The sequence below is a fragment of the Acetobacter fabarum genome (genome assembly GCF_029069195.1).
Classification (GTDB): domain Bacteria; phylum Pseudomonadota; class Alphaproteobacteria; order Acetobacterales; family Acetobacteraceae; genus Acetobacter; species Acetobacter fabarum_A.
Genome location: NZ_JARDYK010000002.1, coordinates 167,287 through 184,021, shown reverse-complemented (window position 1 = coordinate 184,021; position 16,735 = coordinate 167,287). Strand labels below are relative to the sequence as shown.

14 protein-coding genes are annotated in these 16,735 nt (G+C 51.2%); 6 read left to right on the top strand and 8 right to left on the bottom strand.

Features of this window, described 5'->3' with window-relative positions:
- The first annotated feature begins 271 nt into the window (after positions 1–271).
- The 6 genes from PY793_RS04050 (at position 272) to PY793_RS04025 (ending at position 9,392) form a co-directional block, all read left to right on the top strand.
- Positions 272–1,897 carry a tyrosine-type recombinase/integrase gene (locus PY793_RS04050; protein ID WP_275176833.1) on the top strand — a complete coding sequence of 542 codons (1,626 nt, stop codon included), beginning with the start codon at positions 272–274 and terminating at the stop codon, positions 1,895–1,897.
- Between the two features lie 115 nt (positions 1,898–2,012).
- On the top strand, positions 2,013–2,609 hold the full coding sequence (locus tag PY793_RS04045; protein ID WP_275176832.1) for a restriction endonuclease subunit S domain-containing protein: 597 nt from the start codon (positions 2,013–2,015) through the stop codon (positions 2,607–2,609).
- Between the two features lie 21 nt (positions 2,610–2,630).
- Positions 2,631–4,157 (top strand): type I restriction-modification system subunit M, encoded by a 1,527-nt coding sequence (locus PY793_RS04040; RefSeq protein ID WP_275176831.1) that lies wholly within the window; start codon positions 2,631–2,633, stop codon positions 4,155–4,157.
- Positions 4,147–5,334: a restriction endonuclease subunit S gene (locus PY793_RS04035; protein ID WP_275176830.1), complete on the top strand. Its 1,188-nt coding sequence runs from the start codon at positions 4,147–4,149 to the stop codon at positions 5,332–5,334. The genes PY793_RS04040 and PY793_RS04035 overlap by 11 nt, the downstream gene beginning before the upstream one ends.
- Positions 5,335–5,364: 30 nt before the next feature.
- Complete coding sequence (locus PY793_RS04030; protein ID WP_275176829.1) at positions 5,365–8,661, top strand: type I restriction endonuclease subunit R; 3,297 nt, start codon at positions 5,365–5,367, stop codon at positions 8,659–8,661.
- A 2-nt stretch (positions 8,662–8,663) separates the two neighbouring features.
- A complete protein-coding gene (locus PY793_RS04025; protein WP_275176828.1) occupies positions 8,664–9,392 on the top strand; it encodes a M48 family metallopeptidase in 729 nt (242 codons plus the stop codon).
- A gap of 304 nt (positions 9,393–9,696) precedes the next feature.
- Here PY793_RS04025 and PY793_RS04020 read toward each other — a convergent pair whose 3' ends face one another.
- The 8 genes from PY793_RS04020 to PY793_RS03985 all read right to left on the bottom strand — a co-directional run bounded on the left by PY793_RS04020 (position 9,697) and on the right by PY793_RS03985 (position 16,382).
- A complete protein-coding gene (locus PY793_RS04020) occupies positions 9,697–10,908 on the bottom strand; it encodes a restriction endonuclease (protein ID WP_275176827.1) in 1,212 nt (403 codons plus the stop codon).
- Positions 10,909–11,888: 980 nt separating this feature from the next.
- Positions 11,889–12,497 (bottom strand): hypothetical protein, encoded by a 609-nt coding sequence (locus PY793_RS04015; RefSeq protein WP_275176826.1) that lies wholly within the window; start codon positions 12,495–12,497, stop codon positions 11,889–11,891.
- A complete protein-coding gene (locus PY793_RS04010; RefSeq protein ID WP_275176825.1) occupies positions 12,494–13,099 on the bottom strand; it encodes a hypothetical protein in 606 nt (201 codons plus the stop codon). Before PY793_RS04010 ends, PY793_RS04015 begins: the two co-directional genes overlap by 4 nt.
- Positions 13,089–13,307, bottom strand: coding sequence for a hypothetical protein (locus PY793_RS04005; RefSeq protein ID WP_275176824.1), 219 nt, complete (start codon positions 13,305–13,307; stop codon positions 13,089–13,091). Before PY793_RS04005 ends, PY793_RS04010 begins: the two co-directional genes overlap by 11 nt.
- Positions 13,308–13,577: 270 nt before the next feature.
- Positions 13,578–14,609, bottom strand: coding sequence for a hypothetical protein (locus PY793_RS04000; protein WP_275176823.1), 1,032 nt, complete (start codon positions 14,607–14,609; stop codon positions 13,578–13,580).
- Positions 14,610–15,004: 395 nt separating this feature from the next.
- On the bottom strand, positions 15,005–15,355 hold the full coding sequence (locus PY793_RS03995; RefSeq protein WP_275176822.1) for a plasmid mobilization protein: 351 nt from the start codon (positions 15,353–15,355) through the stop codon (positions 15,005–15,007).
- 305 nt (positions 15,356–15,660) lie between these two features.
- On the bottom strand, positions 15,661–15,984 hold the full coding sequence (locus PY793_RS03990; RefSeq protein WP_275176821.1) for a nucleotidyltransferase family protein: 324 nt from the start codon (positions 15,982–15,984) through the stop codon (positions 15,661–15,663).
- Positions 15,981–16,382, bottom strand: a complete 402-nt coding sequence (locus PY793_RS03985; protein ID WP_061490355.1) for a nucleotidyltransferase substrate binding protein — start codon at positions 16,380–16,382, stop codon at positions 15,981–15,983. Before PY793_RS03985 ends, PY793_RS03990 begins: the two co-directional genes overlap by 4 nt.
- Between the last annotated feature and the right edge of the window lie 353 nt (positions 16,383–16,735).

Sequence of the window (16,735 nt, the reverse complement as noted above, 5' to 3'; positions counted from 1 at the left end):
CTATCGACCCTCAAGAGAGACTTATAACAATATCCCTCCATATAGGCCTCACCCTGAACCGGCATTTGCCTTTCCCATAATGTTTGGCGTAGACATTTCACTATTCGAAACAAAGGGGAATTTCCCTGGGTAAAAGCCTATGGGCGACTACAATGTGCGGGTTCGAGTCCCGCAGTTCGCACCACTAACCTATTGAAAATATTGAATAAAGTACCAGCTTGGCAGGACAAAAGGACCGTGTCCCGTTCACCTTCCCATAATGGGAACCGACATGCTCCGTCTGCTTGGCTCACACTACCACTTCCGCCGTGCCATTCCCCACACCCTTCGCCCCCTGCTGGGCCGCACAGAAATCTCGCTCTCTCTCCAGACCAACAGCAAACGGGTTGCACGCGAACGCGCAGCCGGGCTTTATGCCAGAACAGGACTGTTCTTTAGTAAAGCCAAAGCCATGTACGAAGACGCCTCTCCAGAAGAACTGAGAAAGCTTCTTGCCCACTATGAGGACCTCATACGCGATACAGACCGTATGATTGCTATTGAAGAAAAGAAAGTGAGACTCGAACGCACTTATGAAAAGGCAAGATTCTACCTCGACAAAGCGCACAGCCTGAAGCAACTGCAAGAGTTTATTAAGATATCCAATGACGGCATAGACAGGCTGATGGCAGGCTTCAAAAAACTGCACGCCACGGCCTCCAAAGACTATCTACGCAACGCCACAGAAAAAACCATGCTGCGCGAGCAGATTGCCAACCTAAGCGCCATCGTGGTGTCTATCAAAAATTCAGCACAGGAAACGGAGGCCGCCTTCATGCCTGTGCAGGCAGAGCCCTCAGCCCGCATGGCTCCCAACAAAGTCACACCCAACGCTAAGAAGACGACAGCGCCGACCATCACCGAAATGGCTGAGCAGTTCATTTACCGCGATAAAACCAAAAGCCCCGGCATTATTCGCGATACCGGCAAGACCATCGGTCTTTTTGTGGAAGCCTTTGGCGACAAGCCTGTGGACCAGATTACCGGCGGGGTGGCTGGGGAGTTCCGGGATATGCTCTTCGCCCTGCCCTCGACGCACGGCAAACATAAGAACTCTCCTGGCATTCATGACGCGATTGTGCGCGCCAAGGAGCAAGAGCTGGAAACCCTCAGCGGTAAGACGGTCAAAAACCATTTCTCCCGCCTCTCCGCCCTCTGGGGGCATCTGGTTCAACGCGAAATCGTGACCCGTAATCCCTGGGCCGGGTGGAGCTATGATGTCACCCAGAAGATTGACCGTCGGGACTGGACAGACCTCGAACTGGCCCAGCTTTCCACAGCACGCTGGACAAGCACCACAACATCCTTACGCAGTTATGTCGGGATGATTACCATCGCCCTGTATACCGGCATGCGCCTTGGGGAACTCTGCAACCTGCGCACGCAGGATATTGTGACCGTCAATGGCATTCGCTGCTTCCATGTCCGCCCTCACCCGGAGGATAACTGGTCACCCAAAACAGTAGCTGGAACACGGCTTATCCCTATCCATAGCCATCTTTTGCAATGGGGTGTGCTCGACCTTGTGCAGGAGGGAGAACATTACCTGTTCCCAGACCTGAACTCCTCCGCCCGAGGCCGCGGAACGGACTTTGCCCAAGCCTTTTCAAAATTCAAGAAACGCCTTGGCCTGCCAGAAAGTGTCACCTTCCATTCTTTCCGGCATACAGTTTCGACCAAACTGCGAAACCAAGGTGGCAATATCAGAGAACTCTGGATTGATACCTTGCTGGGCCATGAAGCCAGCCATCGGTCTCAGGGTACCACAACCTACACAAGCGGCATTGCTGTACAGAACCTGCAACAGGTCGTAGAGGCTCTGAACTATCCCACCTTTCATATTCCGCTGCCTGAATAAGCTTAACCCAGCCACAAAGAGCAACATGAAGGAATTGCCCCCTCAAACCGCACCAAAGGAAGTGGAGCGGAAAAAATCTATTGACGACACCCGTTTATGAGAGCATCTACACCACATGAAAGACAATGGTGTGAAAAAACTACCCCTCTCAGCGCAGGTAACAATCATAGCAGGCCACCCCTTTAGAGGGCGGATTGAGCCTGTTGCGGGTGCTGAGACACTAGTTGTGCAAATGCGCGATACTGCGCCCGATGGGGTCAACTGGGCCTCTTGCGTGCGCACTACCGTGCCGGGGCGGCGTGAACCAGACTGGTTGCAAACGGGGGATGTTCTCTTTCCGGCCCGTGGCAACGTGTCTCGTGCTGTTTTAATTGATGAGCAGATTGGCACCCTTAAGGCCGTTGCTGCCCCCCATTTCTTTCTGCTGCGCGTTAAAAAAACCAACCTACTGCCCGCTTATTTGGCATGGTGGCTTAACCAAGACCCCGCACAGCGCCATCTGGAGCAAAATGCCCAGAGTTCTACCCTTGTGCGTAACATTGCCCGTACAGTGTTGGAAACCACGCCCCTTGCGTTACCCCCCCTTGCTGAACAGCAGAAGCTTGCGGGTTTGGCGTTAGCCATGCACCAAGAAGAGGCCCTTCTGATACAGCTTCGCCAGAGCAACCAACAGATTATGACCGGACTAGCCAGAGACCTTCTGGCACGCTGATTTGAAAGCAGGACAACAGTGATGACCGAACAAATTTCACAAGATACCGTTAACAGAACCCTATGGAGCGCGTGCGATACCTTTCGTGGCACCGTCAGCCCTGACACCTACCGCGATTACGTGCTGACCCTGCTGTTCCTGAAATACATCTCCGATGTGTGGCAGGACCATTATGATGCTTACAAAAAGGAATATGGGGACAATCCGGACCTGATTGAAGCCATGCTTCAGCAGGAACGCTTTGTTCTACCAAAAGGTGCTGATTTCTATACGCTCTATAAAGAGCGCAACGCCCCCGGCAATGGCGAGCGGATCGACAAGGCGCTGCATGCCATTGAAGAAGCCAACGGCACCAAGCTGAAGGACGCGGGCAAGAGCGTGTTCCAGGATATCAGCTTCAATTCTGACAAGCTGGGCGATGAAAAGCAGAAAAACACCATTCTGCGGCATCTTCTGGAAGATTTTGCCAAGCCGGACCTGAACCTGCGCCCCTCCCGCGTTGGCAATCTGGATGTGATTGGCAACGGCTATGAATTCCTGATCAAGAACTTCGCCGCCAGCGGTGGGCAGAAGGCGGGCGAGTTCTATACCCCGCCGGAAGTGAGTGAACTGCTGGCCCGTATTTTAAGCCCTCAGCCGGGTGAGAGCATTTGTGACCCGGCCTGTGGTTCGGCCTCCCTGCTCATGAAGTGCGGCAAGCAGGTGACGCAGAACCACAACGGCAGCAAGGACTACGCCCTGTATGGGCAGGAAGCCATTGGCTCCACATGGTCTTTTGCCAAGATGAACATGTTCCTGCACGGCGAGGACAACCACCGCATTGAATGGGGCGACACCATCCGTAACCCCAAGCTGCTGGATGACAAGAACCACCTGATGCGCTTTGACGTGGTGACCGCCAACCCGCCCTTCAGTCTCGACAAATGGGGGCATGATGAGGCTGAACAGGACGTGCATCATCGCTTTGCCCGTGGCGTGCCGCCCAAGACCAAGGGCGATTACGCTTTTATTCTGCACATGATTTCCACGCTGAAAGACCGCACAGGCCGCATGGGCGTGGTCGTGCCGCATGGCGTGCTGTTCCGGGGCAGTTCGGAAGGTAAAATCCGCCAGAAGCTGATTGAGGAAAACCTTCTGGATGCCGTGATCGGCCTGCCGGAAAAGCTGTTCTTCGGCACGGGCATTCCCGCCGCCATCCTGATCTTCCGCAAGGACCGCAAGACGAAGGACGTACTGTTTATTGATGCCAGCCGCGAGTTCAGGGCGGGCAAGAACCAGAACGTGCTGACCGAAGACAACATCACCAAGATTGTTGAGACCTACCGCGCCCGCAAGGACGTGGACAAATACGCCCACCTCGCCACACCGGACGAGATTAAAGAGAACGACTACAACCTGAACATTCCGCGTTATGTCGATACGTTTGAGGAAGAAGCAGAAATCGACCTGAACGCTGTGCGGGCCGAACGGGCGGAGATCAAGGCAGAACTGGCTAAGCTGGAAGCGCAGATGGACGTTTATCTGAAGGAGCTGGGTTATGCTTCCTGAGGGGTGGAAAAAAATCAGTCTAGCAGATGCCGTAAGACAAAAGATTTCCTACGGAATTGTTCAGGCTGGTCCACATGTGAACGGTGGCGTCCCATACATCAAAAGTTCGGATGTAAGAGACGATATTTCACTTGCTTCTCTACAGCGCACGTCTACTGACATCCACAGAAAATACATCAGGTCTTCTGTTCATCCCGGTGACATCGTATTTTCTCTGCGTGGAAATATTGGAGCAACATGCATCGTCCCGCCAGAAATTTCTGAAGCAAACCTTACACAAGGCACTGCCAGAATTTCATGTAGCCAGAAAGTTTACCCTAGCTTTCTGATTCAGGAATTGAGAACCTCATCCTGTATTCAACAGGCCCTCAATTTAAGTAAGGGGAGCACTTTTAAAGAGATATCATTAGAGTCATTAAGAACACTTAAAATAATCCTCCCCCCACTCCCCGAACAGAAGAAGATCGCGGCGATCCTCTCGAGGTGGGATCGTGCGATTGAGGGGACGGAGAAGCTTCTGGCCAACAGCCAGCAGCAGAAAAAAGCCCTCATGCAGCAACTCCTCACAGGCAAAAAGCGCCTCCCGGGGTTCACGGGGGAGTGGAAGAATTACAAATTATATGTAGTAGGAAATATAACAACAGGAAACACACCTTCTACAAAAGATGAAAGCCTGTACGGAGAAAAATTTCTATTTATTACGCCCGTTGATTTGGGCAGCTGCAAGTATGTAAAAAAATCAGAACGGATGTTGAGTGAAAAAGGTGCATCGATCTCTCGTATGATCCCTGCAGGATCCATATTTTTCTCATGTATCGGAACCATTGGAAAAATGGGAATTGCAACACGGGATTGTATTACAAATCAACAAATTAACGCTATAGAGGTTAAAAAAAATCATAATAATGAGTTTATTTATTATCAGATTTTTTCTAATAAAGAACAAATAGATAAGCTCACAGCCAAGCAGGCTGTTCCAATTATAAACAAAAAAACGTTTTCAAACTTTATAATTTCATCTCCATCACTCCCCGAGCAGAAAGCCATTGCCGCTGTCCTGAGCACAACAGACGAAGAAATCGCAGCGATTGAATCCGACCTCTCGCGCCTGCGTCAGGAGAAGAAAGCCCTGATGCAGCAGCTTCTCACGGGCAAACGCCGCGTGAAGGTCGATTAAGGTATTTCAGCTTACAGGATATTTGAAAACATGACTCCCGCTCCCAAATTTCAGGAAGAATACAGCGCCAAACTTCCGACGCTGGCGCTGCTCAGCACGCTCGGCTGGCGGTTTCTGCCTCCATCCGAGGCGCTGGCTTTGCGAGGCGGCAAGCAGAGCGCCGTGGTGCTGGACACTCTCCTACGGGCAGAACTGAAAAAGCGGCGCTTTACGTTCGAAGGCCAAGAACACAGCCTGTCCGATCAGGCCATTGATGCGCTGGTGTCACACGTCACGCATCCGGATTTCGTGTCCGGCCTGCGCGATGCCAATGACAAAATGACCACGCATCTGCTGTTCGGCATCGTTGCACATGAACGCATCAATGGACACAAGGCCAGACCCACCATTCCGCTCATCGACTGGCAGAACCCGGAAAACAACAGCTTTACCTTTACCGAAGAATACAGCGTCCTACGCACCGACCTGACGCAGACGCGCAGGCCGGACATCGTCTGCTTCGTCAACGGCATTCCGCTGGCGGTGATCGAGGCCAAGCGCCCCGATGGTCAGCCGGGCAAAAGCCCGACCGTGGAGGCCGGGATTTCCCAGAATATTCGCAACCAGAACAAGGACGAAATCCCCCAGCTTTTTGCCTACAGCCAGCTTCTGCTCTCCATTACCGGGCATGACGGGCGCTATGGCACCTGCGGCACGCCCAAAAAGTTCTGGGCAAGCTGGAAGGAAGAGGACATTCCCGAAAGCCGGATGGAGACGCTCAAGAACACGCCGCTTTCGGGTGCGCAAAAAGACGTGCTGTTTGTCGATCGAAAACCCCCGGCCCGGATATGGTTCGAGGACTGGGCCTCCCGTCCGCTGCATGTCACGGATCAGGATCGGCTGCTGATCGGCCTGCTCTCGCCCCAGCGCCTGCTGGACATGGCGCGGTTCTTTACGCTGGTCGACCGCAAGGCGGGCAAGATCGTCGCCCGCTATCAGCAGGTCTTTGGGATCAAACGCCTGCTGGAACGCATCAAGTCCCGCCGCAGCGATGGCGGGCGTGAAGGCGGCGTGGTCTGGCACACTACGGGATCTGGCAAGTCCTTCACCATGGTGTTCCTCAGCCGCGCCCTCATTCTGGATGACGATCTCAAGCAATGTCGCATTATTGTCGTGACAGATCGCAAGGATCTGGAACGGCAGTTGAGCACCACCTTCTCCACAGGAGGTGAACTGGCGGACAAGAAGGACAAGGAAGACGCACTCGCCACCTCAGGCCGCCGTCTGGCGCAGCAGATCGGGCATGGGCAGGAGCGGATCATCTTCTCGCTCATCAACAAATTCCACACCGCCACCACCCTGCCCGAATGCCATAACGACAGCGCGGACATTATCGTGCTGGTAGATGAAGGCCATCGCAGTCAGGGCGGTGAAAACCATGCCCGCATGAAGCACGCCTTGCCCAACGCCGCCTTCATCGCCTTTACCGGCACGCCGCTGCTCAAAGGGAGTGAGACCACCAACCGTTTTGGCAAGATCATCCACTCCTACACCATGCAGCAGGCCGTCGCGGACGGGACGGTGACGCCCCTGCTCTATGAAGAGCGCAAGCCCGATCTGGACGTGAATGACCGGGCCATTGATGCGTGGTTCGAGCGTATCACACAGGGGCTGACCGAGGAGCAGGTCACGGACCTCAAGAAGCGCTTCGCCCGCGCCAATCAGGTTTACAAGGCGGATGACCGCATCCGGCTGATCGCCATGGATCTGGCAACGCATTTCGACAACAATATTGATAAAGACCTCAAGGGCATGCTGGCCTGTGACAGCAAGCTCTCCGCCATCCGTTACAAGCAGTATTTGGATGAGGTCGGTCTGTTCGAAAGCGCCATCGTCATGAGCCCGCCCGATACACGCGAGGGCCATACGGAAGTGGATGAACGCAGGCAGCCGGAAATCCAGACCTGGTGGAAGGACAATGTCGGCAGCCAAAGCGAGGATGACTACACACGCGGCGTCATTGAGCGCTTCGAGAAAGACCCAGACCTCAAGCTGATCATCGTGGTCGACAAGCTGCTGACCGGCTTTGATGAACCGAAGAATGCTGTGCTGTATATCGACAAGCCGCTGAAGCAGCACAATCTGCTTCAGGCCATTGCGCGGGTGAACCGGCTACATGACCAGAAAAAGCACGGGCTGCTGATCGACTATCGCGGCATTCTGGCGGAACTGGACACCACACTGGCCAAATACGACGAACTGGCGGCCGAGAATGTCGGCGGGTATGACCCGAAGGACATTGCCGGGCTGTATAGCCAGATGAGCACGGAATACCGCGAACTCCCCGCCCTGCACAAAGCGCTCTGGGCCATTTTTGACGGCGTGAAGAACAGGAGTGACCTCCAGCAGCTGCGTGCCGTGCTGATGCCGCGTATGGTGGAGGAACACGGCCAGATGGTGGACGTGAACCTCAAGCGTCGGGATGATTTCTATGAAGCGCTGACGAAGTTTGCCGCCTGCCTGAAAGTAGCCCTGCAATCCGTGGCGTTCTTTGAAGACACCAGTTTCACGGAAAAGGACCGCGCCACCTACAAGGAGACGCTGAAGCAGCTCACCAGCCTGCGTCAGATCGTGATGCAGGATACCGGTGAAACCGTGGACTTTGACCAGTATGCCGAGCAGGTGAAGAAGCTGCTGGACCGGCATGTGGCAGGCGTGAAGGTCCATGAGTCTGGCGGCCTGTATGCTGTTGGCAAAATGGGCCAAAAACCTGAAGACGAAAAACCAGAAAACTGGACAGAAGAAAAAACCCGTAACGAGACAGACCTTATTCGCACCCGCATTACAAAGGTTATTGACCATGAGATGCAGGATGACCCCTATGCCAAAGAGGCCTTCTCCGCCCTGCTGCGCAAGGTTATTGAAGAAGCAGAAAGCCTGTTTGACCACCCTTTAAAGCAACTCATGCTGTTTAAGGAGTTTGAGGAACAGGTTACAGAACGCAAACTCGATACTATTCCGGCAATTTTTGAAGGCCACCGCCATGCACAGGCTTACTATGGGGTGTTCCTCAAAACCTTTGCAGCAATTTTTAACCATAAACAAACAGAAGAAGAGCAGCAAAGCTGGATTGATCTGGCCTTTCAAATTGACAGCATTGTCAGCAAAGCCGTGCGGGAAAACTCTCTGAGCCGTCCGGACATGGAAAAAACTGTTACACTGGCGCTCATCTCCCTTCTTTTTCCTGTTGGGCAAAAAATAGGATTTGGTCTGGATAAAATTACCGAAATTACCACACAGGTTATTCAGATTATGCGGGCAGGCCCTGCTGATACCTTACGCGGCTGAGCATGGCAGAGCGCATTTTAACCTATGGGGGAGACACTATCCATGTGGAGCTATTGCCGCGCCCCCGCCTTGGTTCAACACTACGCCTTAAAGTCTACCCAGACCTGAGCGTGCAGGCTTTTGTACCTGAGGGAACCTCTGACACTGCTCTAGAGCAGGCGTTACACCAGAAAACCCGCTGGATATGGCAAAAACTGCGTGACTTCCGTGCTGTGCAGGAACAGGCCACACCACGCGCCTATGTAAGTGGCGAGAGCCATTTCTATCTCGGGCGGCGGTTTCTGCTGAAAGTGTATCATCAGCCTAACACCCCAGAAACCGTGCGTATGCTGCGTGGGCGGCTAGACGTTTGCGTACAAGAGCCCCACCCCTTACGTATTCAAAAGCTATTAGAGCTTTGGTATTTTAAGCGGGCACAACAGGTGTTTCAGGCACGGCTGCAAGCCTTACTGCCCTCCACATTGTGGGTTACACAGGCCCCGGCTCTCAAGCTTCAGATTATGCAAACCCAATGGGGTAATTGTTCACCGGGCGGTACCATTACACTCAACCCCCATCTGGTTAAAGCGCCAAGAGACTGCATTGATTACGTGATCCTGCATGAACTGTGCCACCTCAAAGAACATAATCACGGCCCTACCTTCTGGACGCTCCTTGAGCGCGTTATGCCAGACTGGGAACGACATAAGGCTCGGCTAGACGATATGGCAGAACTGTTGCTCACACGCTGATGCGGCAGATCTAGGGGGGGGAATGTGGTCTGTCGGCTTTGCGGAGGCCAATCAGAAAAACCAGACATCCAAAGAGATGATCTTCACGAAGGCTCCCTCCTATTTCAGTCCTTCCACGAACGTGTGAATTCTTTCACAAAGCACCATTTGATTCACAAAACGTTAAAGAGCAAAATATGGGTATTTGAATTCAATTTATACCGAAAAATTGCCACTTTGTCCTATGATCGGATACTGGGTTGCGAGTGCCGACATTACAGTAACTTTTGACTAAACTACGTCACAATTAGCCATTCACTTGTTTCTAGTAAAGGTCGAAGAGTTTGGGGACGCCATCCCATGGCGAATACAGGTCCCGACCGTTCCAATACCTTACTTTCCCGTTGTAGAGGGATCTTTTCGCACGAAATACGGTATCGGCCGTCAAGCGTTCAAGGCACGCTGCTCCAATCTCGGGCACCTCATATCCCCTCTGCCCGTAGCCGTCATCCGAGATCGTCTGTGAAGGAATGACCATTAGTAGCGCCGCGTGCTTCGTTTCTTTCAGGATGATCGCGAACTGGTTCATGATAACCGAGTAGCCAATTGACGCATGGACGATGCGCGGGTCTCGATGGGCGAGATTTTGGAGTAACAAAGAGACTGCTTGGGGCGTAACTAGCTTCGATTTGTCGCGGATGATCCCTTCGCTCGCGTCGCGACACCAATCGCGAACATCAGCTGAAGTCGCAAGCGTCATAGGGATGCGAGTACGGCCAGCAAACCTTCTCGCTGAGGGAAGGTAGTTGGAGGTGGTGACAAAAATACTCTTCTGAGCCGCTTCGACATCGGCAACACCATGGAGCGCTGCGACCGCAGACATATTGATCTTATTTTTCGGCGCATAGCGCTTGGCTTGGACCAGTGTCAGTATGTCGCCCAATGGATCCCGCTGTAGTAGGCGGACGTCGATGCCACCATCATTCGAGCCAGGGCCAAGCTCGCATGTAAATCCTTGGGACTGGAAGATTCGGAAAAGCAGCGTCTCGAATTCCCTCCAGTTCAGACGGTGGAGGTCCTCCGGACGTTTCGCGAAGTGCGAATACAGCTCCTCATAGACGTCCGCGACGTACTGTTGGATTAGTCCGCACACCCACTGCCAGTTCTCTCGATTGAGGAAAGACTGGAACAACGGGCTAGTGTCCTGGGGATATATGTGAGCGCTGAAACTATCATTTCGCTCATACCAGAAACCCTGACGCTCAAGCAGTTCGCAGAACTCCATGTCAAGGCCATGAAAGTCACCGTCGAGCGCGCGTCCGAGGTCCCCATTGAAGTATAGGATCGTGACGACGGGGGTCTCTTCGGGTTCTCCTTCGGCCCGATCAGCGTAGGACTGGAAGCCACAGTCGAACCACAATTCGTGATGTGTCGCCCACTCCTGTATCGAGCACTGCAGCTTGTTGACCACACCGTCAAGTTCGGCATCGGATGGTGCCTGCGAGGCGGGGCTGGGATCCTGTCCTCCGTCAGACATGGTCACGTTCCGCCCCCCAATTTACCGCTTGGCTCTGTTTCCGCTGTGCGCCGATCGACAGTCATCTACCTTCTTCTCGCGTCCTCATGAGGCGGCAGGCAAGCATCTGCTTACCCCATCGCGTGGCAAACGTCTCGGAAATTTCGAACCAACTCCCGTCGTTGCCGACTCCGTGGTTGCGCCCCATACAGGAGCATTGACACTCGTGTCCAACAGCGTTGAGGCAGGCTGGGGAACACTTCTCCTGCTCGCGGTAAGGCTGGACTACGTAGACTGCACCGAAGGTTGCGAGGGCTCGTTCCACGAAGTCATTGAACCACGACTTGGGTATTTCCCAGTAACGCTCGTCGGCAATCCAGACGGGCGAGGTACGTCGGTTGTTCCGCAGCCAAGCCCGGTTTGTCTCTGCGTAGGGTACCCGCAGTCGCAGCAGTTCGCCCTTGCCGGTCCTACGAAGAATCACGGGGATTTCCCGTTGGTTCCAGATATCGGTGAGTTGCTCTGCGTTCATCTGTTGTCCCATAGGTTTATCTCGGAACAGGGGGCGGTCAAACCACGATAAAGGGTAGCTTGACCTTGCTTCTTTTGCACCTGCCTGACATCACTCACCGCAGTTGAATAGGCGCTCGTCTATGCGGTCTCCATAGAGATTAGGAGACACAAAGTATTCTAAGTGAAAAGTTAGATACACAAATTTTGTCTGAGTAGAATGCGCATATGAGCCTTTTATTCACTCATCGCCGTCAAATGGTTAGATAAATCATGTCTGCTATGCAGAAAATGAACTGGGCAATTCTCTGTCAGAGGTGAGGCGACTGCTGCCTGTCTGCTTCTGTATCACTGAGCAGACAGGCAAGTCAGGAGGGGAAGCGGAAAGTCGGCTTTACGGATAAAAAACTTGAAAGAAACATTTAGCCGCATAAAATCGATCGCGCCTACATGAGCGTAGATGATGAATAAGGCGATCAGAATTTTAATAATCAAGATAGCTCTAAAAATTTTCCCTGCTTAGGAAGCATTTCATATATTGGACCTTCCATACTTTTTGCCTTTGATATAACAAAAAGGCATTCTCTCAAACACTCTATAAGTTTCATGATTATTTCATTTTCACTTGTATCTTCATTAGGCATATAGAAAATTCCATAATGTACCGCGTCATCATAATTGTTTTTTTCTTCCTCAGTTAAACAGTTATAATCAGCGTCTTGTAGTTTTATCTCTACGATCAATCCTTCAGAATTTATTTCACCAAGCAATGCTTTGATATCAAGCTCTATAAATCCAAATATATTTGGAAAACTGTTTCTCCTCTTCCCCAGCCAATTGAAGCATTGATTTATTCTAGGTAAGCGGTCTTCTTTATTTGAATATAATACCGATATATATTCTTCCAAAATTCCATTTTTTATTTCCCTCATAAATACTTCTGGCAAGATAAAATCTTTAACCTGCTTTATTTCTAGTGCACTATCATTCCAATCAACAGATTTATTTAGTCCATTAGCTTTAACATATCTGTAAAGGATAATATTTTTGGAAATATCAGGATTCTGAACGGAACTTACAATTGAGCATGCATCGTTCATCGGATAAAATCCAAAGCATGTTTTATATATTGAGAGTTTTTTTGATGTTTAGTTATTTTTATACGGCCGTCTGAACTAGGCATGCCACCATGCTTCGATTTTAGCGCATGAGTATATTGAGCAATATTTTCTTTTTTAAATTCTATATTTAAAGTTCCGTTGCCGTATATAATAACCCCAACAGATTTTGTTTCAGTATTAATGAAATATATTCTTGAATAATTTTCCGGCAAAATAGAAATAAAATTTACGATCTTTAGCATGCTCCTTATTTGACCAATATAAGAAGCGACCTCTCCATGAGAGGAAATTTCCTCAATTTTATTTTGACAATCATTCACAAATCTTTGCACTTCATCCTTACAAGAAGGAATCTCTAACAAGGCATCGAAATACGTATAAAGTGAATGAAAAGGCAAATCCCCTTCTATTCTAGAGTAAAATTTATCAGATTCCAATTTCCTATCAGAATAATCTACATCAGAAATACATTGAATATAATGTATTTTTAGTTTTTCACTATTTTTTGAATAAACATCTGGCGTAATATTTTTGGAAATATATTGCGATGCAAGTTTCGGAATATATGTTTTAATTTCCATCTTCTAAAAACCTCTGAATTGCCTGCCCAAGGGAACCTGCGGTGTCTTTTGTAAGGGCAACAGAGTTTATAATTTCTCCCTGAAACTCAGGGTCCAAGAAATCAATAATCATTATTTCTTTCGCGTGGCCTGCACGAATCCCCATAGGGAAAAATACCGATGATTTTCGAACTAATTTTTTGTCGCCTTTTTTAATATAATCAGACATTTTTATTACTCCGTTCCAAAGGCTCATATCGCCTGATAAAAATCATCGAAAAACATAACCCGAAAGACAAACCAGGGAAAGCCTTTCGGTAAGCTTCTACAAAGCGGTCAGTAGATAAACCTTTCGCAGCGTTTGGGGTTGCGTCCTTCACCACACAAGCCTTCCAGCAATGTTGAGTCTGCTTTGCGACGGCGAATTGGTAGGCTACCATGTCCGACATGAAGGCGTTAGCCGACCATAACCATGAAGATGTTTGACAGCAAAACCAGTTCAGGCCCCCGCAAGGCCAGAACCTACAGAGACCGTCTCCAGCAGCGGTAATTTTGGCACAGCGTGACCTGGCACACGCGGCTCACTTCTTAGACTCATCACTGCCTCTCCCCATGATCCGGCCCGCATCGCCTGCCGCGTTACCGGATTGGCTGACACCAGGCACTGCTTCAAAAGCCTGCGTTCTTTCAGGGCGGCCTGCACTTCTGGTGACGCAAAATGCTCCTGCACGTCCTGCTGCCGTAAATAGGCAGCCTCCGCGCACGCTGTTGCAATCCGCTCTCTGGCCTCGTCTGCTGTTATGGGGGGCACCTCTATAGATAACCCAAACAGTGCCTTCAGCATTCGGGCAATAAGGGCTGCCAGCAGCCGCTCCAGCATCTCTCCCAGCGTGCTGTTTTCCAGCCGTCGCACCATGTTTTGGTAGGGCACGGCAATTAATTCCGCCCGACACTCAGACCGTTTCCACCTGGGCCGAATACGTTGCCTTAATGCTTCAAGCTTTTGGGCATAGTCCGGTGGTACGGCTATTGGGGGTGGTTTGTTCGCTTTGACAGCTTGTACCGTCAAACGCGGTGGGGATAGGGGAACAGGTCTATTGGCATCCGACAACAAGGCGACGAGCTCTTTTTTCTTCAGCCCTAGCACACGATGCAAAGCCAGATGAGCGCCTCCATTTTTGCCAATCAACCAGACGTCAGGCTTGTCTCCCTCTCGAATAAGATACCCCTCCTCAGCTACCCTTTCGATAAAAGAAAGTAAGACCCTCCCCTCTTCCTGCCAACGTTTGCGCAAGTGCGTTCTCATGGCTGGCAACACTGATTTCCCAGCTTTGCGCTTCGTGACCTGATGGGCCTTGTCCGTAAATGTTGACTGTGGCGTATGGCCTTCTCCCCAAAATGCCTGCTTGAGGTCTGTGGCGGCCCGCTGCATATGGGGATTGGAAGACGCTTCCAGCGCCCTGATGACCGCATCATTATGCTTGCCTGATGTCAGAGGCTGACCAAAGGCCAGTTCTGTAAACCGGGCCACTTTCTCGTTCCTGATACGGATAAAGCGAGAGTCCAGACTGCGTCCGTTAGTGAGGGTTTCAGCAAACACTACATGCCAGTGCCGGTCATAGCTTTGACCATCAGCCCGCTTTTTCTGGTGCTCTACAATCATCAAGGGTGGGTCAGCCCCAAATTCACTTTGGTAAAGTGTCACTATTTTCTGAAATGTCTCAGGTAATGTCGCCTGTTCCGGGCTGAGGATAACATGACGCAGACCATACCGCCGTTTGGCGTGACGTGCATCTTTGACCGCCTCGGCAAGGGCAAACTCCCTGCCCTGCACGATCCTGACTTCTTCATTCTCGTCAGTCCGCATAAGGTGGCGGAACAGATGCCGGTGCGTGCTTTCGGCTGTGATACGAGAGGCCTTGATAATCATACCCGTATCTCCCGTAGCAAAGAACGGGCATAAGCCGTGGCGTTATCGACGGCCAGGAGGGTTTGCCCAACATCGGCACTGCGGCCACCGTTTAAAACATGGGCTATCTGATTCAGATTATTGCCAATGGCCGAGAGCTGATGCGCCACCTCCTGCAAGGCAACAACAAGGGCATCATGTCGGCTTTTTGTGGCGACAACAGCCAGCATCACAGACCGCAGCCATGACGAACAGGTGACACCAGCGGCACATGCCGCACGCTTTAAAACAGCATGTTCCGCATCGGACAGGCGGATACGCATATCATGGCACCGGCCATGGGTTTTTGGGGATTGTCTGACAGACATGGCAAGGCACTCCTTCACCACAGAAAAGGGGGTTCACGGGGGAAAGCAACGCTTTCCCCCTGACCAGTTTGCAAACCATCGGAACACAACGTGTCCGCTGGTTTGCACGGCTGGCTTTAAGGTAACCAACTTTTCTGCAAGTGACCGGGCCGAGAATGTGATGCCCCTCAATCCGTGGCAGGCTCTAGCGCCGGAAAAGGCTTTTTAGCTCGTGATAGGTTCTCAACAGCCTACCTTAAAAAGGTATTTTCAGAAGACTGTTAAACGAGGGACGACGGGGAAAGGGGCGCTCAGGGAATGCTTTTTTAGCGGAGATTTTCTAAGGGTGTTTGAATAACAATATGGTCTTTCTGAATAATGTCGCGAAAGACTGCATCTGTTGTTGCCCAGTCCAGCACATCGACTTTCCAAGGTAGCAGAGAGGAAGAAAAAGCCTCTTCCAAACCGACACGCACCCGTAAAGGCAGCGGCTCTTCGCCAATAACCGCAAGGTCCAAATCTGAATACGGCTTGGCAGTTCCTTTTGCTCTAGAACCAAACACCCAAACCTCTTTGTCTGGCACAAACTCTTTGAGAAGAGTTGTGACGATAAGTGTTTCTTTAGGGGAAAGAGCCAAAGCAGATGTCATGCTGTGCGTTCTTTTAGGACCTGCAACAAGAATGCAGCCTCTTCTATAAAGTCAGGGATACCTGCCACAACCTGCCGTGCCGTTATCTCGTTATAGGTATGGCTCGTTAAATTGCGCATCTTCCGATACACGCTCCATTCAGCCCACGAGCCTTTTAGAAGACCGGCTTCATTGGCGGAGCGAATAAGGTCTGGAAATCCCATCCGGTCATATTCTTCTGGCGAGGCCGCGTTCTGTTCCAAAAACCGCTTCAGGGTTTTGTGGCTAAGTTCATAGGTAAATTCAAAGCGCTGTATCAGACCATCCCGTAGCTGTTCATCTGTTGGTGCGCCCTCATGCCGAACCCAGCCTTCTTTCAAGCGGTCAAGAGCCCGTTCCAATGGCGTGAGATACAACATGCTGCTCTTTACCCTTTGCTACGCTTCATACCTTCATGCAGTCATAGCGTATTCGCACACTCTGCAACACCGCGAATGCGGCCCCTTTGCCCGGCTTGACCTTCCCATAATGTTCAACCAAAATGCCTACCAGAAATTCAACCCCGAAGGTGACGGCAGAACACTTTGTTCGTCTTTTCAAGAGGTTAACTGCGGGACAGTGCAGGACTATGAAGGTTCGAGTCCCGCAGTTCGTACCACAAGCTATTGAAAAAACAGAGGTGTTTTGTCCGAGAGGGAGTTTTCCCATAATGGGAAAACTCCATGCTCCGCGCCATTCCGTCCCGACGCACAGGATAGCCTCGTTGTCACTT